The 22,595-nt window shown below is 67.7% G+C and carries 23 protein-coding genes; 5 read left to right on the top strand and 18 right to left on the bottom strand.

Annotated elements, in window-relative coordinates:
* The first annotated feature begins 14 nt into the window (after window positions 1–14).
* Window positions 15–926, top strand: coding sequence for an alpha/beta hydrolase (locus tag ABD768_RS17665; RefSeq protein ID WP_344841777.1), 912 nt, complete (start codon window positions 15–17; stop codon window positions 924–926).
* Between the two features lie 57 nt (window positions 927–983).
* Here the strand turns inward: ABD768_RS17665 and ABD768_RS17670 are convergent, their stop codons facing one another.
* Window positions 984–2,147 (bottom strand): citrate/2-methylcitrate synthase, encoded by a 1,164-nt coding sequence (locus tag ABD768_RS17670; protein WP_344841779.1) that lies wholly within the window; start codon window positions 2,145–2,147, stop codon window positions 984–986.
* Window positions 2,148–2,221: 74 nt separating this feature from the next.
* On the opposite strand from ABD768_RS17670, the gene ABD768_RS17675 reads away from it, so the two are divergent.
* Window positions 2,222–3,379 carry a citrate/2-methylcitrate synthase gene (locus ABD768_RS17675; RefSeq protein WP_344841781.1) on the top strand — a complete coding sequence of 386 codons (1,158 nt, stop codon included), beginning with the start codon at window positions 2,222–2,224 and terminating at the stop codon, window positions 3,377–3,379.
* On the opposite strand, the gene ABD768_RS17680 is transcribed toward ABD768_RS17675, so the two are convergent.
* The 8 genes from ABD768_RS17680 to ABD768_RS17715 all read right to left on the bottom strand — a co-directional run bounded on the left by ABD768_RS17680 (window position 3,352) and on the right by ABD768_RS17715 (window position 11,400).
* Complete coding sequence (locus tag ABD768_RS17680; RefSeq protein ID WP_344841782.1) at window positions 3,352–4,245, bottom strand: MurR/RpiR family transcriptional regulator; 894 nt, start codon at window positions 4,243–4,245, stop codon at window positions 3,352–3,354. The genes ABD768_RS17675 and ABD768_RS17680 overlap by 28 nt on opposite strands.
* 172 nt (window positions 4,246–4,417) lie before the next feature.
* The gene (locus ABD768_RS17685; RefSeq protein ID WP_344841785.1) at window positions 4,418–5,293 is read right to left on the bottom strand and encodes a 2-hydroxy-3-oxopropionate reductase; all 876 of its coding nucleotides are present in this window, start codon (window positions 5,291–5,293) and stop codon (window positions 4,418–4,420) included.
* Entirely contained in the window at window positions 5,290–5,946 is a 657-nt protein-coding gene (locus ABD768_RS17690; protein ID WP_344841788.1) for a bifunctional 4-hydroxy-2-oxoglutarate aldolase/2-dehydro-3-deoxy-phosphogluconate aldolase, read from the bottom strand. Before ABD768_RS17690 ends, ABD768_RS17685 begins: the two co-directional genes overlap by 4 nt.
* Window positions 5,946–7,070 (bottom strand): hypothetical protein, encoded by a 1,125-nt coding sequence (locus ABD768_RS17695; protein ID WP_344841790.1) that lies wholly within the window; start codon window positions 7,068–7,070, stop codon window positions 5,946–5,948. The genes ABD768_RS17690 and ABD768_RS17695 overlap by 1 nt, the downstream gene beginning before the upstream one ends.
* The gene (locus tag ABD768_RS17700; protein ID WP_344841793.1) at window positions 7,070–8,290 is read right to left on the bottom strand and encodes an enolase C-terminal domain-like protein; all 1,221 of its coding nucleotides are present in this window, start codon (window positions 8,288–8,290) and stop codon (window positions 7,070–7,072) included. Before ABD768_RS17700 ends, ABD768_RS17695 begins: the two co-directional genes overlap by 1 nt.
* Before the next feature lie 4 nt (window positions 8,291–8,294).
* Window positions 8,295–9,164 carry a carbohydrate ABC transporter permease gene (locus ABD768_RS17705; RefSeq protein WP_344841796.1) on the bottom strand — a complete coding sequence of 290 codons (870 nt, stop codon included), beginning with the start codon at window positions 9,162–9,164 and terminating at the stop codon, window positions 8,295–8,297.
* On the bottom strand, window positions 9,161–10,084 hold the full coding sequence (locus ABD768_RS17710; protein WP_344841798.1) for a carbohydrate ABC transporter permease: 924 nt from the start codon (window positions 10,082–10,084) through the stop codon (window positions 9,161–9,163). Before ABD768_RS17710 ends, ABD768_RS17705 begins: the two co-directional genes overlap by 4 nt.
* A complete protein-coding gene (locus ABD768_RS17715) occupies window positions 10,081–11,400 on the bottom strand; it encodes an ABC transporter substrate-binding protein (protein WP_344841801.1) in 1,320 nt (439 codons plus the stop codon). The genes ABD768_RS17710 and ABD768_RS17715 overlap by 4 nt, the downstream gene beginning before the upstream one ends.
* A 113-nt stretch (window positions 11,401–11,513) precedes the next feature.
* Here ABD768_RS17715 and ABD768_RS17720 point away from each other — a divergent pair, with 113 nt between their 5' ends.
* Window positions 11,514–12,302, top strand: coding sequence for an NAD-dependent epimerase/dehydratase family protein (locus ABD768_RS17720; RefSeq protein ID WP_343963852.1), 789 nt, complete (start codon window positions 11,514–11,516; stop codon window positions 12,300–12,302).
* Entirely contained in the window at window positions 12,299–13,075 is a 777-nt protein-coding gene (locus ABD768_RS17725; RefSeq protein WP_343963854.1) for an IclR family transcriptional regulator, read from the top strand. Before ABD768_RS17720 ends, ABD768_RS17725 begins: the two co-directional genes overlap by 4 nt.
* Here the strand turns inward: ABD768_RS17725 and ABD768_RS17730 are convergent.
* From ABD768_RS17730 to ABD768_RS17745, 4 genes are all read right to left on the bottom strand, one after another.
* A complete protein-coding gene (locus tag ABD768_RS17730; RefSeq protein WP_343963856.1) occupies window positions 13,072–14,034 on the bottom strand; it encodes a tetratricopeptide repeat protein in 963 nt (320 codons plus the stop codon). The genes ABD768_RS17725 and ABD768_RS17730 overlap by 4 nt on opposite strands.
* Before the next feature lie 34 nt (window positions 14,035–14,068).
* Window positions 14,069–15,949: an NAD-binding protein gene (locus ABD768_RS17735; RefSeq protein WP_344841805.1), complete on the bottom strand. Its 1,881-nt coding sequence runs from the start codon at window positions 15,947–15,949 to the stop codon at window positions 14,069–14,071.
* A complete protein-coding gene (gene icmA, locus ABD768_RS17740) occupies window positions 15,870–17,543 on the bottom strand; it encodes a coenzyme B12-dependent isobutyryl-CoA mutase large subunit (RefSeq protein ID WP_343963860.1) in 1,674 nt (557 codons plus the stop codon). Before icmA ends, ABD768_RS17735 begins: the two co-directional genes overlap by 80 nt.
* A 90-nt stretch (window positions 17,544–17,633) precedes the next feature.
* Entirely contained in the window at window positions 17,634–18,140 is a 507-nt protein-coding gene (locus ABD768_RS17745; protein ID WP_343963861.1) for a MarR family winged helix-turn-helix transcriptional regulator, read from the bottom strand.
* Between the two features lie 70 nt (window positions 18,141–18,210).
* On the opposite strand from ABD768_RS17745, the gene ABD768_RS17750 reads away from it, so the two are divergent.
* Window positions 18,211–18,960: a maleylpyruvate isomerase family mycothiol-dependent enzyme gene (locus tag ABD768_RS17750; RefSeq protein WP_344841809.1), complete on the top strand. Its 750-nt coding sequence runs from the start codon at window positions 18,211–18,213 to the stop codon at window positions 18,958–18,960.
* Here ABD768_RS17750 and ABD768_RS17755 read toward each other — a convergent pair.
* The 5 genes from ABD768_RS17755 to meaB form a co-directional block, all read right to left on the bottom strand.
* Window positions 18,957–19,748 carry a class I SAM-dependent methyltransferase gene (locus tag ABD768_RS17755; protein WP_344841811.1) on the bottom strand — a complete coding sequence of 264 codons (792 nt, stop codon included), beginning with the start codon at window positions 19,746–19,748 and terminating at the stop codon, window positions 18,957–18,959. The genes ABD768_RS17750 and ABD768_RS17755 overlap by 4 nt on opposite strands.
* A gap of 18 nt (window positions 19,749–19,766) precedes the next feature.
* Entirely contained in the window at window positions 19,767–20,114 is a 348-nt protein-coding gene (locus ABD768_RS17760; RefSeq protein WP_343963867.1) for a VOC family protein, read from the bottom strand.
* 106 nt (window positions 20,115–20,220) lie between these two features.
* Window positions 20,221–20,904, bottom strand: a complete 684-nt coding sequence (locus tag ABD768_RS17765; protein ID WP_343963869.1) for a PH domain-containing protein — start codon at window positions 20,902–20,904, stop codon at window positions 20,221–20,223.
* 129 nt (window positions 20,905–21,033) lie between these two features.
* A complete protein-coding gene (locus ABD768_RS17770; protein ID WP_343963871.1) occupies window positions 21,034–21,192 on the bottom strand; it encodes a hypothetical protein in 159 nt (52 codons plus the stop codon).
* A 446-nt stretch (window positions 21,193–21,638) separates the two neighbouring features.
* The gene (gene meaB / locus ABD768_RS17775; protein ID WP_344841814.1) at window positions 21,639–22,595 is read right to left on the bottom strand and encodes a methylmalonyl Co-A mutase-associated GTPase MeaB; all 957 of its coding nucleotides are present in this window, start codon (window positions 22,593–22,595) and stop codon (window positions 21,639–21,641) included.

Raw genomic sequence — 22,595 nt, forward strand, 5'->3', positions numbered from 1 at the left:
CGCAGGATGGGCCGGTGGACACGACCGCTGCTCGCTACGAACAACTGACGGAACGCCTGCTGAGTCTGTACCGCGGAGGCAAGCAACGCGAGGCGCTGGACCTGCTCGATGCCCGGGGCCCGGACCTCGCGCCCTGGGCGGCTGAGCTCGCGCACTTCGAGGCGTGCATGCACGGCTCGCTCGGTGATCCGGATGCAGCGCTGGAGGTTCTCCTGCGGGCCAGTGCGGCCGGCGCCTGGTGGCATCACTCGCTGCTGGTCCAGGACGACGATCTCGCGGCACTCCGCGAGGTAGCTGAATTCAAGCAGTTGGTCGAGTTGTCCCAAGGGCGCAAGGTGAACGACAAGCCTGCCTGGACGATCGACCTGCCCGCCGCCGAGGAACCGGTGACGGGTGTGGTCGTCGCACTGCACGGCACCGGCCAGCGCGCGACGCGCGCTGCCAGGGATTGGGCTGCAGTGGTCGGGCTCGGCTACGCGCTGGTCTGCGTCGACTCGTCGCAGCTGATCTCCCCGCAGTTCCGCACCTGGCTCGAGCGCGACCTGGTTGTCCGGGACATCGCTGCCGCCCTGGACGCGCTCCCAGACGAGCTGAGCGGGCTGCCGGTGATCGCGGCCGGCTTCTCCAGTGGTGGGCGTGCCGCCCTCGATTGGGCACTCACTGCTGAGCCGACCGCGGTAGAAGGCGTCATCGTGCTGGCACCCTCGCTCGGGGACCTCCCGGCGACAGCGGCAGGGCCGTTGTCACCGGCAACAATCCTGGTGGGCATCGAGGACCACACACTTCCCGCCATCGACCGGGCCTCGGATCGGCTCGCCACCTTCGGCATCGACATCATCCGCATCCCCGGCCTCGGCCATACCGCCCCTGAGGATCTCGACAGCCGCCTGAAAGCACTGCTCACTGTCCCTACCGACAGGACATAGTCGTTCCCCGACCCTGCCGCCACGCTCAGGATGCGATCGGGATCGGCCGAATCGGCACTATGTCCTGTCGATCGGGACAGTCACCGGTGGCGGTGGGCCGACGTAGCGGGCGGATGGGCGGATGATTTTGGGGTCTTCGGATTGTTCGAGGATGTTGGCGGTCCAGCCGATGACGCGGCTGGTGGCGAAGGTTGGGGTGAACATGGCGCGCGGTAGGTCGCAGAGGGACATCACCACGCCGGCATAGAACTCGACGTTGGCGTAGAGGTTGCGGCCCGGCTTGAGTTCGGCCAGCACTTCGACGATGCGCTGCTCGACCGTCGTGGCGAAGTCGACCAGGTCGCCGCCGAGGCCGCGGGCGATGTCGCGGAGCATGAGCGAGCGCGGGTCCTCGGTGCGATAGACCGCATGGCCGAACCCCATGATGCGGTCCCCCGCCGACACCTTCGCGCGGACCCAGTCGTCGATGCGATCCGGCGTACCGATCTCGTCGAGGCTGGCGAGTGCGCGGTCCGGGGCGCCACCGTGCAGAGGACCGGAGAAGGCGCCGATGGCTCCAGCGACGGCCGATACGACGTCGGCGCCGGTCGAGGCGATCACGCGGGCGGTGAAGGTCGACGCGTTGAACCCGTGGTCGATGGTGGAGATCAGGTAGTGCTCGATCGCCCGCGCCTTGGCCTCAGTCGGCTCCTGGCCTGTCACCAGGTAGAGCCAGTTGGCCGCAGTGGAGAGGTCAGCACGCGGTTCGAGCGGCTCTAGTCCCTCGCGTAGGCGGTACAGGGCCGCGAGGATGGTCGGGGTGACGGCGCAGACGAGCATGGCGTCGGCTTTGCGGCGTACGGGGTCTGCATCCCACACAGGTGGGAGCTCGCGGGCGGCGGCGAGCAGGGAGAGCGCAGTACGGAGCCCAGCGAGCGGGTTGAAGGCTGAACCGGCAGCGGCGATCGCTGGAAGTGCAGCCTGTACTTCGGCCGGCAGCACGCGCAGCGGCGCGATCGTGTCGCTGAAGGTCGCGAGCTCGGCAGCGGTCGGCAGCCGGCCCTCGTACATCAGGAACCAGACGTCCTCGACCGTCTTGGCCCGGGACAGCTCGATCGCCGAGTACTGCCGATAGTGGTAGAAGCCTTCGTCACCACGAACATCGCCGAGCCGGGTCTCGGTGACGACGACATTGCGCAGCCCAGGCGGTACTTCGATCGGTCCTTCGACTGTGATTGACATGATTTCAGCGTTCAAGCGTAATCAACTATTGTCAATGTTGATCCAGTCAACATCAGTGGTCCCGGGAGCGCGCGATGACGCCACAAGGTGACGAGAATTACCTGACCACGGCCGAGGTCGCGCGCCGCTTACAGGTGAAGCCGGAGACGATCTACTCGTACGTGAGCCGCGGCCACCTCACCAGCGTCCGTGCTCGCGGCCGGCGCGGCAGCCTGTTCGCCGCCGACGAGGTCGAGCGGTTGGCGAGCCGCTCGGTCGAGCACCCCGGGGTCGTCGAGCGGATCGAGACCGAGCTCACCCTGCTGAAGGACGATGAGCTCTACTACCGCGGCCACTCGGTGCGCGACCTCGTCGAGGAGCAGTCGGTCGAGTCGGTCGCCAACCTGCTGTGGAACGGGCAGTTGGAGGCAGCCGCCTTCGTCGCGGAGCCGGCCCTCGTCGACCTTGCGCGAGCGAGCGTCGCAGTGGCGCCGGCGACGGCCCGCAAGGTGGATCAGCTGCGGATCGCGGTGGCGGTGCTGGGAGCGGCCGATCCGTTGCGGTTCGATCTGGCCAGGGAGTCGGTGGTCGCGGCGACGCGCGGGCTGCTCGGCGTACTGATCGAGGCACTGCCTGGGCCGACCGGAGAGGGCAGCGTCGGTGATCGGTTGTGGCCGAAGCTCTCGACGCAGCCGGTGAAATCCGGGCTACTCGATGCGGCGTTGATCCTCCTGGCCGACCACGGACTCGCCGTCTCCACGATCGCGGCTCGAGTCGCCGCCAGCTCCAGGGCCAACCTGTACTCCGTGGTGTCGGCCGGACTCGGCGCGCTGGACGGGCAGTACCACGGTGCCGCCCCGACCCTCGCCTACGAATTTCTCGGCCGGGCCCTGCAGGATCCGATCCGGGTCTTGTCCGACCGGCTGCGGTCAGGCGAGCCGATCCCGGGCTTCGGCCACCGGATCTACCAGCAGCGTGACCCCCGCGCGGAGATCCTGTTCGGCCTGATGGCTGATGAACCGATCCTCGAGCAGCTGACCACCATCACCAGCAGAATCCCGACCTTCCCCAACAGCGATCTGGCCATCGCCACGATGATGCATGCCCACGACTTCCACCCCGACGCGGGCGAGGCCCTGTTCGCCATCGCCCGCATCATCGGCTGGACGGCCCACGCCCTGGAGGAGTACGCCGAACCTGGGCTGAGGTTCCGCGCGTTGGGTGTTTACACCGGGCGGGAGGGGGATCTGTGAGTGGCGACCGCGCCGGCGGTGATGTCGAAGGACTGTTCTGAGAGGGTGTAGTCGCGTTGGGCTACGCCGATGAACAGGGCGTCCAGGACCAGCATTTGGGCGTGGCGGGCGGAGAGGCCGCCGGTTCGGAAAGTCACGTCTCGGGCGGCGGCTGTGGTGAGGACCAGTTCGGCTGCTCGGGCCAGGGATGAGCGTGGGTAGTTGGTGATAGCGATCGTCAGGGCGCCTTGATGGCCGGCTCGGCGTAGGGGTTCGAGGACTTCCAGGGTCTCGCCGCTGTGGGAGATGCCGATGGCAACGTCTCCGGCACCCAGCAAGGCGGCGCTGGTCAGGGCGTTGTGGACGTCGCTCCAATTGGTGGCGCCGCGGCCGATTCGATGCAGGCGAAGGCGGAGATCCTCGGCGATGCAGGCCGATCCGCCGACGGCGTAGAGGTCGATGCGGCGGGCGTCCGAGATCGCGTGGACTGCCTTGCCCAGGGCGTCGACGTCGAGTTCGGCGACGGTGTCTTCGAGGGCTCGGGCGTCTGCTTGGAGCAGGGCTCGCAGTACGTGGTCGAGGGAGTCGTCGGGGCCGACCTCGGCGCCGGTTCCCTGTTCCCAGCTGGTGCTGCTACGACCGCTTTCGGCCGCGAGGGCCAGGCGCAGTTCGGCGTACCCGCTGAGTCCGAGCGCCAGGCAGAACCTCGTCACACTCGGCAGCGAGGTGCCGCAACGCGCGGCGAGTTCCCCGATCGTCGACGACGAGACAGCCGCCGGATCACGCAGTACCTCGGTCGCGACCCGGACTTGAGCCGGCGTCAAGGCCGGCAGCAGACCGTGGATCCGGGCTTCGAGACTGGGCGGCGGCGACTCCACAAGACTCATATGAATGATTCTCAGAAGCCCCGCCGCCAGCTGTCAATAATTCACACCGGCCCGATCAGAGCCGATGCAACAACACCTGACCGGTCCGCCATGCATGCACAAGTCGGACTGGAAGCGGTTGCCGCGGCGTGTCTGGGCGGATCGCGCGGGTTATGCGTACGTGGCGGGTCGGTCAGGGGGTCGGTTGGCCGGGTGTTCGGCGGGAGAGGGACTCGATCACCAGGAGGAGGGCGGAGTGGTCCAGGGAGCCGTGGCCTTGGGCGCGGGCGGCTGCCATTAGTTGGGCGGTGACGGCACCTAGGGGGATGGCAGTGCCAGCCGCGCGGGCGGAGTCGATGACTATGCCCAGGTCCTTGTGGTGGAGGTCGATGCGGAAGCCTGGTTCGAAGGTGTGGGCGATCATCCCGGCCGCTTTACGGTCGAGGATTCGGTTGCCCGCGAGGCCGCCGGCCAGTACTTCGACCGCCGGCTCCAGCTCGACCGAGTGGGCCGCGAGGAAGGTCAGCGCCTCGGCAACCAGCCCGATGGTCCCCGCGACAATCAGCTGATTGGCCGCCTTCACCGTCTGCCCCGCCCCGGCCGGACCCACATGGACGATGGTCGACCCCAGTACCTCGAGCACCGGCAACGCAGCCTCGAAGTCCTCCGCAGACCCACCAACCATGATCGACAACGTCCCGTCGATCGCGCCCTGCTCTCCCCCACTCACCGGCGCATCCAGAGCCCGTACGCCGACAGCCCCCGCCTCCGCAGCGACATCACTGGCCGCCGCGGGAGCGATAGAGCTCATGTCAATCAGCAATGCTCCCCGCCCGGCCGAAGCCAGCACCCCATCGTCACCGAGTACCACCGCCAAGACATCCGGCGAATCCGGCAGCATCGTGATGATCACGTCCGCCTCCGCCACCGCCTCGGCGACAGACCCGGCCAACGTCCCCTCGAAGCTCCGCGGACTCCGGTTGTAGGCCCAGACGTCATGCCCGGCCCTCACCAAATTCGTTGCCATCGGCAACCCCATGATGCCCAGCCCGACGAACGCGATCCTCACTGCTCACTCCTGCTCAGTTGTCGTTGAACGTCCACCGACCGGATCACCCGCGCCGCCCGCTCGGCCAAATCCTGCAGATCCCCGCCCGGCAACAGCGCATCCCGCGTCAGGTCCCGACTGATCCCGACCACCGCGGCACCCGCAGACAAGTAGTCGCCGGCCTCGTCGATCCGCACCAAACCGGTAGGCATCAACGCGATATCCGGCAACGGCCCGACCAGCTCGGAGATGTAGTCGACCCCACCCACCGGCCCGACCGGCGAAACCTTCACCGCCTGCACCCCGAGCTCCCACGCCGCCACGATTTCGTTCGGCGTCAACGCCCCCGGGATGAAAGGCACACCCCGAGCAGCCGCCGCAGCCACCAACACCTCAGAGGTCACCTGGCTGACCAGGAACGAAGCCCCCGCATCGATCGCCAGATGCACCTGCTCCAAAGTCCGCACAGTGCCGGCACCGACGAGCAGGTCCGGCAAGGCAGCACGCGCGGCAGCGATCGCCGCAACAGCGCCCGGCGTCGTGAGAGTGAACTCCACCGCCCCGAACCCCGCGTCGGCGAGTACCGCCGACACCTCGAGGAACCGGTCGGCGCCGGCAGCCCGCAGTACGGCGACCACCGGGCGGTCCGACAACTCGTCACTCAGCTGGATCATCATTGCCCCTTCGAAGGCCGAAGCGACGCCAGCGCCGTCCGCACAGCGGCGAGACGACGGTCGGACGCCAATCCGGCGTGATAGATGTGCAGATCGGTCGCACCCGCCGCAAGCAGCGACTGCCAATGCGCCGCCAAAACCTCGGCGTCCGGCGGTACGGGCGGTAGCGCGGTCACATACGCGCCGACCCGATCGCACCCCAGCCGGCGCAGCTCCGAGACTCGGCGCGACCCTGCATCAGTCAGCTCCCAAGCAGGAGCGATGTAGCTGTCGATGCCATCAGCAACCGAGTCCACGACTGCAGCCGGCCCGGTATCCCAGGCAGCAACCGAAGCATGCAAAGAGATCTCCCGTACGCCGGAAGCCCGCGCCTCAGCAACCACCGCATCCCGGAGGTCCCGGACCGCCCGCCGACGCACTTCGAGCACCACCTTCGCCTCCGGCCCCAGCGCGTCGTCCACAGACGAGGCAACCCCAACCCCCGCCCGCACCATCGAGGCCAATCGCTCGACCTCCAAGCCCGCAAAGACATAAGAAGCAGCACAGGCAGAGCAGAAGCAGATCGAGAGCAACGCCTGGTCGACAGCAGACCAGTCGGCGCCAGCGGTCTTCTCGTGCGTCGACTGGTGGCTGAAACCGAGCGGCCCACACGCTTCGAGCACCATCGCCTCGACGCCCGTCAGCCGGGCGACCTCTCCGACCAACACGTGCGCGTAGGCCAGTACGTCATCAGAGGAAGGGCACAGCGCATAGTCATACACGTCGCCAAAGGCGTTGCGGACGCAAACAGCCGGATCGAGCCGCCCAACCGCGGAGTTGTGAGTCAGTACCACCCAAGCCTTCACCGGCAACGAGAGCTGAGCAGCCGCCCGGTTGAACGCATCCTCCCCTGCCCAACCAGCTCCACCAAGCGGCATCAAGGCACCCCAAGCCTCCGGTCGTACCGGGACATACAACGCACTCGACGCCTCGACGACCCGGTGCCGCGGATGCCTCGGAGTCGCGGCACGCACCGAGTGATACGCAGCCGCAAGCACCACCGACGAGGCACCCAACGAAGCCAGCAGCTCAGGCGCCGCGGGATCTCCGTTCACATCCCACGGATAGGCATGGACCGACGCCATCAGAACCTCGGCAGCGTCGGATCGTACGCCGGATCGACCAGCCGCATGTACGCCGTATCGGCGCGCGTGGTCCGCCCCGACTCGACGTACCGCCGACTCAACTCGGCCAGCTTCGCCTCGTTCAACCCAACTCCGAGCCCCGGCCCAGCCGGTACTGCGAGAGCGCCGTCGACGAACTCGAAAGGCGTCGTCACCACGTCGTCCAGGCTGTTCCACGGGTAATGCGTGTCGCACGCATAAGCCAGGTTCGGCGTCGCCGCGGCCACATGCGTCATCGCCGCCAGCGAGATCCCGAGATGCGAGTTCGAGTGCATCGACATGCCCAGACCGAAGGTGTCGCAGATCGCGCCGAGCTCCCGCGTGTGCCGCAGCCCACCCCAGTAGTGGTGATCCGACAGCACGATCTGCACAGCGTTGAGCCGCACCGCTTCGGGCACCGTCTCCGGACTGATCACGCACATGTTGGTTGCCAACGGCATCGACGCGACGGCTGCCACCTCGGCCATCGCCGCGGTCGTCAGCGTCGGATCCTCCAGGTACTCGAGCACGCCGGCCAGCTCGCGAGCGACGTACTTCGAGGTCTCCACCGACCAGGCGCCGTTCGGGTCGATCCGCAACGGCATCCCCGGAAACGCCCCGGCGAGCGCCCGCATCGCGGCGATCTCCTCGTCCGGAGGGAACACCCCACCCTTGAGCTTGAGCGACCGAAACCCGTGCAGATCGATCATCCGCCGGGCCTGGTCGATGATCCCGGCAGGATCCAGAGCCTCGCCCCAGCCGTCGGCAACCGCGTCCGGATGACCAGCCCATTTGTAGAACAAGTAGCCGCTGTACGGGACCTCGGAGCGGACGGCACCGCCGAGCAGGTCGACCACCGGTACGCCGAGCAGTTTGCCCTGGGCGTCGAGGCAGGCGACCTCGATGATGGAGAAGACGGCTCGTTTCTGCAGCGGGGTGACGTCAGGGCCGAGGACCGCGGCGACGATCAGCTCGATCGCGCTGGTGTCGAAGACGCTCTGGCCGATGATCGCCGCGCGGACCAGCTCCAGCCGGTCGAGCACCTCCCGCTCCCCTGAGCCCTCGCCGAGCCCGACCAGCCCGCCGTCGACGACCAGCTGGACGACGGTACGCAGCGCCAGCGGTTCGTGGACGCCGGTGGAGTTGAGCAGGGGTGGGTCCGCGAAAGCCAGTGGCGTGATGATCAGGTCGGAGATCTTCAAGGAATCAGCCCTTCGTCGCACCGGAGGTGATCCCGCGGATCAGCGACCGTTGCATCAGCAGATAGACGATCAGGCTCGGCACCAAGGCGACCAGCGCGCCGGCCAGCAGTACGCCGGGGCCCACCTGGCCGTCGGCACGGAGTACGGACAGAGCGACCGTGAGGGTGTAGTCGGTCGGGTTGTCGGCCGCGATCAGCGGCAGCAGGTACTGGTCCCAGATCATCATGAAGCCGAAGATCGTCGCGACCCCGAGCACCGGCTTGGACAGCGGCAAGACGATCACCCACAGCATCCGCAGCTCGCCGACGCCGTCGAGCCGCGCGGCCTCCTCGATCTCGGCCGGGATCTCCTTCATGAACTCGGTCATGATCAGGATCGTGAAACCCCACAACGCGACCGGAAGGATGACACCGAAGACCGATCCCTTGAGGCTGACCCCGAGCAGCGGCAGCGACGCGATCACCTGCGACAGCGGAACCGCGATCACCTCTTCCGGCAGCATCATCGTCAGCAGGAAGAGCAGCATCACGACGGTCGCGCCCTTGAACTTGCGCCGCGACAACGCATACGCGGCAAGGATCGAGATCGCCAGCTGAAGCAGCAGTCCGCCGCCGACGATGACCAGCGAGTTCGCCAGGTAGTGCCAGACGCCCTTCTCCCCCGCGATCCTCATCGGCAGCAGCGTCGGGTGATTCGGATAGAGGCTGAGCTGGGTCGAGTCCGTCGTCTCGTTGAACGCGCCCGAGACGATGGTCAGGAACGGCGCCGCGAAGATGAACACCACCACGACGCACAGCGCGATCCGCAGCACCTTCGAGACACTCAGCCGGGGCGACCAGCCCAGTGCCGTGTCGAACTGCGACGACATACTCATCTGGTCCTCCTGGTGGCCAGCCGCATTCCGAGCGTCAGCAGGACGGTCACGAGCAACAGCAAAGTCGAGGCCGCCGAGGCGACACCGAGATCGTTGCGCTGAAAGCCCAGCGAGAACACGCGAGTCATCCACACCTCGGTCGAGCCCGCCGGTCCGCCGCCGGTGAGGACGAACACCTCGGTGAAGATCCGCAGGCTCCGGATCGCCGCCAGCGTGAGCAGCACCGAGATGGCCGGCCGCAACCCCGGTACGACGATGTACTGGATCCGTTGCCAGCGGGACACGCCGTCGACGGCGGCAGCCTCGTACAAGGTCCGGTCGATGCCGGTCAGCCCGGCCAGGATGATCACCATGTTGTACGGCGCTGCCGTCCAGATCCCGACGATCATCACCGACACGAGCGCCTGGTCCGGATCGCTGAGGAACCCGAACGGCCCGAGCCTGAACCAGCCGGCGATCTCGTTGATGAACCCGGTCCCGGAAGGGAAGTAGAGGATCCGCCACACCTCGCCGATCACCGCGACGGCCGTCACGACCGGTAGGAAGATCGCCGTTCGCAGCACCCACAGGGTCCGCGACGAGCCCTCCAGCAACAGCGCCAGCAGGAAGCCGAGGAACAACGCGCCCACGGTCTGCCCGATGCCCAGTACCAGCGTGTGCCCGAGGGCGCCGCGGAACCGCGAGTCGGTCAGCACGGTCCTGTAGTTCTCCAGCCCAACCCACTCGTCGCCGAGGAACGGCTGCACCTTGAACAGGCTCATCCGCAGGCCCTCGACCATCGGGATGAACTTGAACGTCAGCGCGAACAGCAAGGCCGGCAGCAAGAGGGCCCACGGCAACCACACTGGACCGCCGAGCAGGCCACGCCGGGCAGCGACCACTGGCCGCGCCCGGCGTCGCAGTACCGGGATCGTCGTCACCCGAGGACGTCCTGCGCCTTGAGCTCGTCGTTGAGCGCCGTGTCGAGCTTCTTCAGCCCGGCGTCGAGATCACTCGTGCAACTCGACATCATCGCGTTGATCGCCTCGCCGGTGGCCTGCCGGATCGGCTGGTATTTGATCGACCAGACGAAGGTCTTGGAGTCGTTCTGATACTGCTTCTGGATCGCGTCCCAGCGCGGATCGTTCAGCACCGTGTGGATGTCGACCGTCTTGTTGACCGGCAGCCGGACCACCGGGTACTTCGATTCGGCCGCCTTCATCCCGATCTCCTGCCCCTCCGGGCTGATCAGGAACGCGGCCAGCTTCTTGGCATCGTCGGACTTCTTCGAGCCCGCCCCGAAGTAGATGTTCTCGCCGTCGCCGAGCGTCGTCGTACCGACCGGGCCCTTCGGCATCGGGACGACCTCGTACTTGTCCTTGCCGAGCTGCTTGTCGTAGCCGCCCATCGCGTACGGGCCGGTCAGGTAGATGCCGGCCTTGCCCTCCTGGAAGAACGGCGCCTCGCTCGTGGTGAGGTTGAGCGATCCGGGGACGACGTTGCCCGGCGTACAGAACTGCTTGCGGATGAACTCCAGCGCGGTCTTGGTCTGCGGCGTGTTCACCACCGACTTGTACTTGCCCTCGCCGGCCGGCGCGATGATGTCACCGCCTGCCTGCCAGATGTAGCTGACGCCCCACCAGCCGATGTAGCCGTTCTTGCTGGAGCCCGGCACCACCATGCCGTACGTGTCGTTCTTGCCGTTGCCGTCGGGATCCTTGGTGGCGAAGGCGGTCGCCAGCGCGGTCAGGTCGTCCCAGGTCCTGGGCTGCGGCAGTCCGAGCTTCTTGCGCCAGTCGACCCTCACCAGGGTGCCGAAGGCTTGCCGGCTGAACGGAACCGCATAGGTCTTGCCGTCGAGTCCCTTGTTCTGGGCCCAGGTCGCGGCGTCGATCGAGTCGCCGCCCTCGATCTGAGAAGCCTCGACCGGCGTCGTGTAGCCCTGCCCCTGATAGGTGCCGAGCAGGCTGGCGTCGTTGATCCACAGGTCGGGCAGCTTCTTCGACGACGCCTTCGTCTGCAGCTGGGTGTCGAACTCGAGCACGCCCTGGTAGTCGACCTTGATCCCGGTCTTCGCGGTGAACGCGGCCAGGATCGCCTTGTACGTCGTGGCGCCCTCCGGCCCGCTCCTGCTCCAGAACTCGAGCGGTTTACTCGCGTCGCTTGCTGAGTCGTCGCCCCCGCAGGCGGTCAGCGAGCCGACCAGGGTCATCGCGGTGAGGGCCGCGAGGGTCCTCGGCGCCGATGTGAGCCTCATGGTCAGTCCCCATCTCTTCGATTCACATTTGTGAATGCTGTTCATACTGGCGTAACAGTTTGAAACGTATTAGTTTGTTCACGGATCTGTCAACGGCCGAAGGAGTGACGAGAGTGCTGATCGCGATCACCGGAGCGGCGGGACTGGTGGGGACGCTGGTCCGGCCCCTGCTGCGCCGCCCGGGCCGCGTCGTCCGGCTGACCGACATCGTCGCGATCGACGAGCTCGGCGACGGCGAGGAGTTCCAGCCGGCGTCGATCACCGATCTGGAGGCGATGACGGCGGCCTTCACCGGCGCGGATCTCGTCATCCACCTCGGCGGCCATTCGGCCGAGCGCCCGTGGGAACAGATCCTCGAGACCAACATCAACGGCGGGTACGTCGTCCTCGAGGCAGCCCATCGGGCCGGCGTACCGCGTGTCCTGCTCGGCAGCTCCCTGCACGCGACCGGCTACGTCGCCGCCCGCGACGCCGCAGCAGCGCCCGTCCTCCAGCCGCGACCCGACACGTACTACGGCGTCGGCAAGGTCGCCCTCGAAGCCCTCGGCAGCCTGTACGCCGATCGCTTCGGTATGACCGTGGTGTCAGCGAGGATCTGTACCGTCGCCGACACGATCGGCACCGGTGGCCGGACGCTGTCGACCTGGCTCTCCCCCGCCGATCTCGCCCGGCTGATCGAGACCGTGTCTGAACTCGACCGGCCTGGGCACCATCTGATCTGGGCGGTCTCGGACAACACCCGCAGCTGGTTCTCACTCGAGGCCGGCAAGGCGATCGGATTCCATCCGCTCGACGACGCCGAGAGCCGGATCGGGCCTGACACCGACGTACGAGAAGATCGCGACGCCCTGCTGGCCGGGGTGTTCGCCGATGCGAACCATCCGCTGGGAGGCACCTGGTGACGACCGAAGAGATCCGGCTGGTCAAGTCGGCCGAGCGCACGCTGCGCATCCTCGAAGTGCTCGGTGACGCGCGCGGGCCGATGTCGGTGACCGAGCTCCACAAACGGACCGGGTACCCGCGCTCCAGCCTGCACCAGCTGCTGCACACGATGATCGCGACCGGCTGGATCGAGTCCACCAACGAAGGCGCGATGGTCGGCATAGGATCCCGCGCGCTTCTGGTCGGTACTGCGTACCTCGACCGCGATCCGGCGCTGCCGCACGCGATCCGCACGCTGGAGGCGATCCGCGAGGACAGCGGCTACACCTGCCACTACGCGCGGCTCGACGGCGCCAGCGTCATCTACCTCGCCACCCGCGAAGCGATCGCTCCGGCCCGGGCGACCAGCCGCGTCGGTCGCCAGTTGCCGGCCCATGCGACGTCACTCGGCAAGGCGTTGCTGTCCGAGCTCACCGCCACGGAGGTCTCGCTGGAGTTGCCGGCCGACCCGCTGCCCGCGTTGACGGTCAACACCGTCGGCACGCATGCGGCGCTGGCCGAGGAGCTGGCCGAGACCCGGCGACGTGGGTACTCCGTCGAGCGCGAACAAAATGTGATGGGGCTGGGCTGCGTCGGCGTACCGGTTCCTTACCGGATTCCGGCCACCGACGCGATCAGTTGCTCGATCCCGATCGCCCGCTGCACCGACAAAGAGGTGCAGCGGGTGGCCGCGATCATCCGCGACCATGTGCAGCGCCTCGCGACGCTGCTGCGATCGGAAGGTATCCGCTAGAAGAGAGCGGCCATCAGCCGGCGACGCGCCTTGACCACGCGCTCGTCGTCGGCGCCGACGACCTCGAACAGCTCCAGCAGGTGCAGGCGAACGGCGTTGCGGTCGTCGCCTGCGGTCACCTGGATCGTCTTGATCAGCCGCGCGAACGCGTCGTCGACGTGACCGCCCATCAGGTCAACGTCGGCGACCAGCATCTGCGCCTCGATGTCCTCGGGGTTGTCCGCGGCGCGCGTCCGCACCTCGGCCGGCACGTCGCGAGTCCGCTTCACCAGCTGGACCCGGGACAGCCCGGCCTTCGCCTCGGCGTCGGCCGGGGTCTCCTTCAGCAACGCCTCGTACGCCGCGATCGCACCGTCCAGATCGCCGGCGGCCACCGCGTTGTCGGCCGCTTCGTACCGCGGGTCCGGCTCCGGCTCGGCGGCCTCGTCGGCGGGGCCGGCCGGTCCGACCGGGTCAGTGCGGCCGGTGATGCCGTTGGCGACCGCGACGGTCAGCAACTGGTCTAGGTACTGCCTGGCTTCCGGCTCGCCGACGGCGCCCTGGAAGAGGGGGACGACCTGACCACGCAGTACGGCGATAACGAGCGGCACCGTCTGGACACCGACCGCCTGGGCCAGCTGCGGGTTCGCGTCGATGTCGATCCGGGTCAGCAGGAACTTGCCGGCGTACTCGGTCGACAGCTGGATCAGGACCGGGCTGAGGGCGAGCGACTGGTCCGAGCGCGGCGACCAGAACTCGACCACCACCGGGACCTGGAGCGAGCGCTCGATCACGTCCGCCTGGAAGGTCGGCTCGGTCACGTTCAGCACGTACGCGCCGCCGGCTCCGGGCGCTCCGCCTGGGGCCCCTGGCGCCCCGGGGGCACCAGGCGCTCCGGGTGCGCCGCCGGGCCGCGCAGGCGGCTTGCGCAGGGACGACAGGTCGATCGCTCCCGGTCGGGAGAAGTTCGGCTGGCTCACCGCTGTCCTCGCATTCCGTGCTCACTGCTTACGTTCATGGCTCTATCCTCCCCGACGCGCCCGAACGGTGTGGCGCTCGGGTGGCCAGCAGCAGCCGGGCCAGGCCGCTGCGGGTGCCGGCGACGGCGATCCGGGTGCCCGGCTGGACCACTTGGTCGAAGGCCGGCGCCCAGTCCCAGGGAGTGCCGGCCTCCAGCCGGGCAAGGACTCGCAGGCCGCCGCTCTCGTCCAGCTCGCCGAGTCGTTTGCCGACCGCAACCGAGTCGCGCTCGACGGTGACCTCGGTGAGCAGCAGGACGCGCCGGCCGGCCGGGACGGTCGTCTGGCTGCGACGGTTCGCCACGGCAGCGGCGATGGCCGGGGCCACCAGCATCGACACCGACCGGCTGTGACCGAGGCCGAGCTGGCGCTCGACCCGCTGGGCCAGGTCGTGGTCGAACATCCGCATCGTGATCCGGGCGTCCGGGTTCAGTTCGTGGACGACCATCGCCGACTCGAGGTTGGTGATGTCGCCGTTGGTGATCGCGAGCACCGACTGGCAGCGGGGAACCCCGGCCGACCTGAGCGTCTCCTCGTTGCTGCTGTCCCCGATGATGACCGGGACGCGCAGGCGGTGCGCCGTCTGTACGCCGGGAGCGTTCTCGTCCTGCTCCACCCCGACGACCGCGACGCCGCGCTCGACCAGGATCTCCAGGACGCGTGCGCCGACCGTACCGAGACCGCAGACGATCACGTGGTTGCGTGGCCGGCCCCGGACGCCGCCGATCACCCGGGACAGCCGGGCGCCGATCAGCGAGTCGACGATCACGGCGGTGAGCAGGGCCATCAAGACGATGCCGGTCAGCTGGACCACGACGGCCGCGATCTTGGCCCAGGGCGAGGCGTTGGAGAAGGTGTTGTCCTCGATCCCGGCCGACGTCACGGCGCCGGCCGCCAGGTAGAGCGCGCGGATCCACTCGACGTTGGCGATCCAGTGGGTCAGCGCAGTCCCGGCGATCACCAGGCCGGCCATCACGGCGGCGATGGTCCGGACCCGCCGGTCGAGGATGTCGCGGGTCGCCACCAGCCAGCCTGCCCGGCGGACGTCCTTGGTCCGCCAGACCGGCCTGACGCCGGTACCGAGGACGATGTCGCCGTCGGGGTCCGAGTCTCCGGTCGGCAGCAGCTCAGGGGTTGCCGATGAGGTGGTGTCGGCCAGCCTCGTGAGGTGCGGATCGCGGATCAGGTCAGCAGGGCCGGCGACCATGCGCCGGCCACCGAGCTCGACCCAGGTCAGCTCGTCGTCCTCGAGTGCGTCCGCGACGAAGGCGGGAGCGGCCAGCGACGGGCCGGAGATGACGACGCAGTCGCCGAGCAGCTCGTGCAGCTGGCCGCCGAGCCGGGGGTTGACCATCTGGATGACGATGCGCAGCTTCGCGTCCATGTCGCGCGCGGTCAACGCGGTGTGGACGTTGCGGACGTCGTCGGCGTCGAGGAGCACCAGGGCCCGCGCGCTGAGGGCCGAGTCGTCCGCGGTGTCGATGCCGGCGCGGCGTAGTACGGACTCGCTGATCACCCGGACGCCCATCACCTGGGCGCCCAGCTCGCCGATCCGCTCGTAGTGCCTCGAGTCGGGATTGACGATCGCGGTCACGTGCTCGCCGGAGCTCACCAGCTCGGTGACCACCCGGAGCATCGTCCGGTCGGAGCCGATGACGACCACCCCACGGTCGTCCACCGATGGTGTGCCGTCCGGCTTGCTGCCACCATTGCCACCACCACCGCCCCGCTTGCGCGGTGGTTTGGCGCCGTTGCCGCCCTGCCCGGCCGCTCCGTCGGGGTCTGCCGCGATCTCCTCAGAAGCGGGCGGGCTCTCGGTACTCGCCCCACTCGATCCGAAGAACGTGACAGATCTCCCCCATCGTGGCCTCCGCACGCGCCGCCTCCAGCATGGGTTCGATCAGACTGCCGGTCCCTCTGGATGCCTCGACCAGCGCCGTTAGCGTACGACGCACCAGGTCCTCGTCGCGTTGCGTCTTGCGCGCCGCGAGCACCCGGCACTGCTCGACCTCGACCTCGTGGCTGACCCGGAGGATCTCCAGCTGGCCGGCCACCGTGTCGGTCTGGGTGTTCACCCCGACGATCTTCTTCTCGCCCTTCTCCAGCTTCTGCTGGTACTCGAAGGCGGCGTCGGCGATCTCGGCCATGAACCAGCCGTCCTCGATCCCGCGCAGGATGCCGCCGGTCATCGTGCCGTCCGGGCTCATCTCCTTGATCCGCTGGAAGATCTCCTCGGCCTCGGCCTCGATCTGGTCGGTGAGCGCCTCGACGTACCAGGAACCGCCGAGCGGGTCGGCGACGTTGGTGACGCCGATCTCCTCCATCAGCACCGACTGGGTGCGCAGGGCGATCTCGGCCGACTGGTCGGTCGGCAGCGCGAGCGTCTCGTCGAGCGCGTTGGTGTGCAGCGAGTTGGTGCCGCCGAGGACCGCGGCCAGCGCCTCGACCGCCGTACGGACGACGTTGAGCGTGGGCTGCTGGGCGGTCAGCGAGACACCGGCGGTCTGGGTGTGGAATCGCAGCCACTGCGCCTTGTCGGTCTTGGCGCCGTAGACGTCACGCATCCAGCGGGCCCAGATCCGGCGGCTGGCACGGAACTTGGCGATCTCCTCGAAGAAGTCCAGGTGGGAGTCGAAGAAGAACGACAGGCCGGAGGCGAACTTGTCGATGTCGAGGCCTCTGGACAGGCCGAGCTCGACGTAGCCGAAACCGTCGGCCAGCGTGTAGGCCAGCTCCTGCGCGGCCGTCGAGCCGGCCTCGCGGATGTGGTAGCCGGACACGCTCAGCGGCTTGTACGCCGGGATGTTGGCGGCGCAGTACTCCATCAGGTCGCCGATCAGGCGCAGATGCGGCTCCGGCGGGAACAGCCACTCCTTCTGCGCGATGTACTCCTTGAAGATGTCGGTCTGCAGCGTGCCGTTGAGCTTGGTGATGTCGGCGCCCTGCCGCTCGGCGGCGACCAGATACATCACGAAGGCCGGTACTGCGGGCCCGGAGATCGTCATCGAGGTGGTGACGTCCTGCAGCGGGATGTCCTTGAACAGCCGCTCCATGTCGATGGCGCTGTCGATCGCGACGCCACAGTGACCGACCTCGCCGAGCGACTTCGGCTCGTCGGAGTCGCGGCCCATCAGGGTCGGCATGTCGAAGGCGACGGACAGGCCGCCACCGCCGGAGTTGAGGATCATCTTGTACCGCGCGTTGGTGTCCTCCGCGTTGCCGAAGCCGGCGAACTGGCGGATCGTCCAGGTGCGGCCGCGGTAGCCGGTGGCGTGCAGACCACGGGTGAACGGGAACTCGCCCGGCCAGCCGATCCGCTCCATCCGCGGGTCGTCGGTGCCTGCGGGCGGGCCGTAGACGGGCTGGACCTCAGTGCCCGAGAGGGTGGTGAAATCGGCCTCGCGGCGCCGCGACGCGTCGTACCGCTGCTGCCATCGGCTCTGCCCGGCGGCAATCTGCTCGGCGTCCATCACGTCCTCCTGGGGTTGGTCTCCCACCCAAAGTACTTGGACGTCCTACTAAATACCACTTCGTGCATAGGTCTTGCATAGGTTCTGGTTCTACTCCGCGAAATCCCCGGCGGTTTGGCGCAGTGGGAGCAGGACCGACCAGAGCATTTTGAGCTGGTCGTCGGTCAGGCCGCTCAGGGCGAAGTCGGCGGCGACGAGGTCCTTGGTGGCGCGCTCCACCAGGTCGCGGCCCTCGTCGGTGATCTCGCAGAGGATCGCGCGGCCGTCGTCGGGGTGCGGCGTCCTGGTGACCAGGCCGGCCGATTCCAGGCGTCGGACGATCGACGTGACCGACGTCGGGTGCACCTGCAGGCGCTCGCCCATCTTGCCCAGCGGCAGCGAGCCGCGCCGGGAGAAGGTCAGCAGTACGAGCGCCTCGAACCGGGCGAACGTCAGGCCGTGCTTCTTGAGGATCTCGTCGAGTTCGGCGATCACGATCTGCTGGGCGCGCATCAGCGACGTGACGGCACGCATCTGCTCGACGGCACCCCAGCGGCGTCCCCACTGCCGGGAGGCCTCGTCGATCGGGTCGAACGGCAACGGTTTCTTCCTCGCCATGCCGTTACGTTAACCGGTCGGCGGCGAGTGTCGGACGAATCTGTCGGTGGTTGATGAGATCGTTCTCTTCATGTCTTTGCCGCCCGAACGCGCCGCCTTCTACCTCGCCTGCCTCCAGGCCGATTCTTCGCGCCTCGCCGAGGTGGGCCGGCTCGGCCTGCCGGCCGAGGTTGCGAGCTGTCCCGGCTGGACGGTCGAGACCGTCCTTCGCCACGTCGCGCAGGTCTACCTCCACAAGATCGAGATCCTCCGCCTGGGCTCTCGCCCGGAGCCGTGGCCGCCCGCGGGGATCGACGATCGCGACGCCCTCGAGCTGTTCGACGAGGCGCGGGCCGCGATAGTCCCCGCCCTGTCGGAGGCCGGCACCGAGCTGGCGACCTGGACCTTCTCGCCCTCGGACAGCACCTCTGCCTTCTGGTACCGCCGGATGGCGCTCGAAACGGCCGTCCACCGCATCGACGGCGAACTCGCCCACGACGTCGTCACCCCGGTCGACCGCGCGCTCGCCCTGGACGGGATCGACGAGATCCTCACCCTGAATCTCGGCGGCCCCTGGTGGGAGGAGGGTGATACCAAGCACCCGGTGGACGCGACCATCAGGATCACCTCCGCCGGTCGCTCCTGGACCACTCGCGTCGATGCGACCAGCGCGACCGTCGTGCCCGACGCCGAAGGCGAGGTGGACGCGGAGGTCTTCGGCGAGCCCGAGGACCTCTTCCTGTGGCTCTGGGGCCGCCGCGATCTGAACATGGAGCAATCCGTCGGCGACGACACCGCCGTACAGGAGTTCCGCGCCCGGGTCGCCGAAGCCAGCGACTAGACGCGACCGATGGCCATCAGGTGATTGGTCATGTCGCGGATGCCTGGGAGGTGGCCGGTTCGGCGTACCAGGGTGAGCGCTGCTTGAAGTAGCGCTTCGTCGGCTGGGACTTGCTCCAGCGCGAAGCCCGCTGCGCCTTCGATCGCGTGCAGCTCTCTTTTGCTGAGGCCGGCCGCTTGGAACTCGGCGTCCAACTCCTCCGCTGTATGGAAGTGCCCAGCAGGAAAGCGACCGCCGGGTGTTGGGGTGCCGGATTCGAGGGTGTTGATCCAGGCTTGTGGATAAGGCCTCGGCGGAGTCTTGCCGAGGCTGACCGCCGCATGGTGGATGAAGCGCGGGATCGCGGCGGCGAAGATCCAGCCGCCCGGTACGACGACGCGCACCGCCTCACTCAGTGCTTGCTGGCGGTCGGTTGCTTTCTGCAGGTGGTACAGCGGGCCGAACAGCAACGCGACGTCGAAGCTGTTGTCGGCGAAGCGCAGATGCCGGGCGTCCCCGACCTCTGCTTGAAAAGTCCCGTGCCGCCGGGCCTTCACCACCTGCTCCTCGACCGGGTCGACGAGGGTGACGTGATGGCCCGCGGCGGCGAGCGGCATCGCGTGGATGCCGGTCGCGCCGCCGATGTCGAGCACCCTGGATCCGGCCGCGATCCTGGTGCCGACGAGTTCCTGAACCCGGACGAACTCGAGTGCGCTCTGCGCAGAGCGGGTGGTCAGACGTGCGTCCTCATCGAAGACACTCGAGTAGTAGCGCTGGATCCCCGCGTCGATCCCGGCCTGATCATCCATGGCCGAGAAGTCTAGGGACTACTGGTCCTGGACGAGCCCGAGGACGTTGCCGTCCTGATCGGTGAACGAGGCAACCAGGCGGCCGCCGCCGACATCGCGCGGCGAGTCCTTCACGGTGCCGCCGGCCGCGGTCACCTCGGCCAGCTTCGCCTCGATGTCGTCCACGTGCCAGTAGGCCAGCTGGCCGTCGGGGCTCTGCGGTCCCTGGGGTACCAGACCAATCTGCTGTCCGGCGGTCTCGAAGCCCACGTAGTACGGCGACTCCACCTGCGGCCGGATCCCCAGCAGCGCGGCGTACAGCTCGGTCGCCTTCGCCAGGTCCGACACCGGGTGCAGCACGGTCTTGATTCCCTGCGTCTCGCTCATCATCACTCCAGATCTAGTGGCTTGTTCCTTGACCACCAACCTAGATCCGCACGGTCGGCAAAGCTTCTTGATTCCTGACCGGCTTGTCAGTCAGTCCGTCACTCGGTCAGTCGTGGTCCGGGTCGTCGGTCCAGTTGCCGCGCTCGGAGTTGAAGATCGACTTGCTCGACGTGCCGGCGACCCGGGTGGAGGTCGTGTGGTGGCTCGGGGCCGTGGTGGTGGTCGTGGTGACCTCCGCCGCGGAGTTCATCCCGATCGGGCCGGTACCGTCGTCGTCGGAATCGTCGTCGTCTCCCTGGACGACATCGACACTGGCGGAGGCTCGCAGGCCGGTGCGCTGGATGACCCGCTGGATCGTCAGGTCACGGTCGTCGGGCCGGCTGACGTACTTGATCTCGCGGAAACCCTGGTCCTGCGCGGCCGACTCGAAGACGAAGTGGCCGTAGCCGAACATCCGGCCGATGATCGGTTTCTGCAGCGTGATGTCGAGGATTCGCGCGATCGGCGTCGTCGCGACGGTCTGCGAGAAGACGCCGCGGATCCGCATCACCCGCATGTTGGTGACGACGAACCGATCTCGATGCTGGGTGAGGAACTGCCAGAACGCGTGCCCGACCAGCACCAGCACGATCACCAGCAGGACCGGCGCACCTCGCGACCAGGCGAGCATCACCACCAGTAGCGCGGTCGCCAGGAACACTTCGAGCATCGGCACCGTGAACACCACCCAGTGGTGCCGCACCTCGTCGATAACGACTTCGCCCTCGTCCGAGATCAGATGGCGCCTCACCTTGGGATCGAAGATCCTGAAGAGGCCTATTCCGGCCATCCACTCACTCCCCTGTCCACGCCGCTGTCGGCCCCGTTACAGCTAAGTGTCCCGCACGAATGCTCGATACGGGACACCTGAGCTGAAGGATCAGTTGAACAGCGCGGACAGGAACGTGATCATGCTCCCGAACGCATCGCCGACGGCCGAGAACGCACCTCCTACAGCATCTGCGGCGTTCTCCGGCTGAGTGAACAGATAGAACGCCGCAAAGGCGATGACCAGCCAGATCAGCAGCTTCTTCGGCATGTCACCACTCCTCGTTCGCAACCAACATGGTCGACTGTGTTTGTATCACGGATAGTCACCAACTGTCACTGACTGAACACAGCCCACCGCACAATGCTCACCAGCTTCAAGATCCATTCTGTAACGGATCAGGGGGCACGGCACCCACCGGCGCGCCGCCGTGAGACGAACGAACCCCAGAACCCCGAATCCACCGGTTACTTGCCCGTTTTCGGATGTGACACAGAGTCGCCAAGTGTGTCAGTGGCAACGAATTCAGCCGTTAGCGGATTGATCGGTTTCCGTCCAGACTCCGGCTAGCCATCGAGGCCCCGGCCCCTACGGGAGCACGAGCCGGCGACGCCGGAGATGGCGCGGCATCAACCCACCACGTCCCACCCGGCCAACTGGCCGACCACTCAGGTGGTCGCACCGCGCGACGTAGGAGAGGCGCGTGGGGGAAACAGCTAGAGGGCGTCCAGGAGTTCGTCGGCTGCGGAGTACGGGTCGGTGTTGCCGTCGGCGACCTTGGCGGCCAGGACGTCCAGGCGGGCGTCGCCGTGGAGGTGGGCGAAGCGGGAGCGCAGGGACGTCATCGCGATCGCCTCGATCTCGTCGCGGGCCCGGGTCCGGCGGCGGTCGGTGAGGACGCCGTTGGTACGCATCCACGCGAGCCGTTCCTCGATCGCGGTCACCACCTCGTCGACACCTTCGTTGCGTGAGGCAACTGTTTTGAGGATCGGCGGGACCCACGCGCCGGGCCCGCGCTCGGCCAGCGCGAGCATCGCGCGCAGGTCGCGGGTGACGTTCTGTACGCCGTCGCGGTCGGCCTTGTTGACGACATAGATGTCGCCGACCTCGAGGATTCCCGCCTTGGCCGCCTGGATGCCGTCCCCCATCCCGGGCGCCAGCAAGATGATCGTCGTATCGGCCATACCGGCGATCTCGACCTCCGACTGACCAACCCCGACCGTCTCCACCAGCACGACATCGAACCCCGCCGCATCAAGCACCCGCAGCGCCTGCGGAGTAGTCCACGCAAGCCCGCCCAGATGCCCACGAGACGCCATCGAGCGGATGAACACCCCGGAGTCGGTCGCGTGATCCTGCATCCGCACCCGATCCCCCAGCAAAGCACCACCGGAGAACGGCGACGACGGATCGACAGCCAGTACGCCGACCCGCTTCCCCGTCGCCCGGTACGCCGACACAAGCGCCGAAGTCGATGTCGACTTACCAACCCCCGGCGACCCGGTGATCCCGATGATGTGCGCCTGCCCAGCATGCGGAGCAAGCGCCGCCATCACGTCACGCAACAGCGGCGACTCGTCCTCCACCAACGAGATAAGCCGTGCGACAGCCCGCGAGTCCCCATCCCGGGCACGCTCCACCAACTCGGCAACCGGGGCAGTCCGTCGCGGCAT

This window comes from Kribbella ginsengisoli (assembly GCF_039537185.1).
In the GTDB taxonomy this organism is placed as follows: Bacteria; Actinomycetota; Actinomycetes; order Propionibacteriales; family Kribbellaceae; genus Kribbella; species Kribbella koreensis.

What these genes read in the sequence shown, in the direction of transcription:
- ABD768_RS17755 (WP_344841811.1), bottom strand. Translation starts at nt 19,748, where the DNA reads ATGGATGATCAGGCCGGGATCGACGCGGGGATCCAGCGCTACTACTCG.
- ABD768_RS17705 (WP_344841796.1), bottom strand. Translation starts at nt 9,164, where the DNA reads ATGAGTATGTCGTCGCAGTTCGACACGGCACTGGGCTGGTCGCCCCGG.
- ABD768_RS17695 (WP_344841790.1), bottom strand. Translation starts at nt 7,070, where the DNA reads ATGGCGTCGGTCCATGCCTATCCGTGGGATGTGAACGGAGATCCCGCG.
- ABD768_RS17760 (WP_343963867.1), bottom strand. Translation starts at nt 20,114, where the DNA reads ATGAGCGAGACGCAGGGAATCAAGACCGTGCTGCACCCGGTGTCGGAC.
- ABD768_RS17680 (WP_344841782.1), bottom strand. Translation starts at nt 4,245, where the DNA reads ATGAGTCTTGTGGAGTCGCCGCCGCCCAGTCTCGAAGCCCGGATCCAC.
- ABD768_RS17690 (WP_344841788.1), bottom strand. Translation starts at nt 5,946, where the DNA reads ATGATCCAGCTGAGTGACGAGTTGTCGGACCGCCCGGTGGTCGCCGTA.
- ABD768_RS17715 (WP_344841801.1), bottom strand. Translation starts at nt 11,400, where the DNA reads ATGAGGCTCACATCGGCGCCGAGGACCCTCGCGGCCCTCACCGCGATG.
- ABD768_RS17750 (WP_344841809.1), top strand. Translation starts at nt 18,211, where the DNA reads ATGTCTTTGCCGCCCGAACGCGCCGCCTTCTACCTCGCCTGCCTCCAG.
- ABD768_RS17670 (WP_344841779.1), bottom strand. Translation starts at nt 2,147, where the DNA reads ATGTCAATCACAGTCGAAGGACCGATCGAAGTACCGCCTGGGCTGCGC.
- ABD768_RS17745 (WP_343963861.1), bottom strand. Translation starts at nt 18,140, where the DNA reads ATGGCGAGGAAGAAACCGTTGCCGTTCGACCCGATCGACGAGGCCTCC.
- ABD768_RS17675 (WP_344841781.1), top strand. Translation starts at nt 2,222, where the DNA reads ATGACGCCACAAGGTGACGAGAATTACCTGACCACGGCCGAGGTCGCG.
- meaB (WP_344841814.1), bottom strand. Translation starts at nt 22,595, where the DNA reads ATGCCGCGACGGACTGCCCCGGTTGCCGAGTTGGTGGAGCGTGCCCGG.
- icmA (WP_343963860.1), bottom strand. Translation starts at nt 17,543, where the DNA reads ATGGACGCCGAGCAGATTGCCGCCGGGCAGAGCCGATGGCAGCAGCGG.
- ABD768_RS17770 (WP_343963871.1), bottom strand. Translation starts at nt 21,192, where the DNA reads ATGCCGAAGAAGCTGCTGATCTGGCTGGTCATCGCCTTTGCGGCGTTC.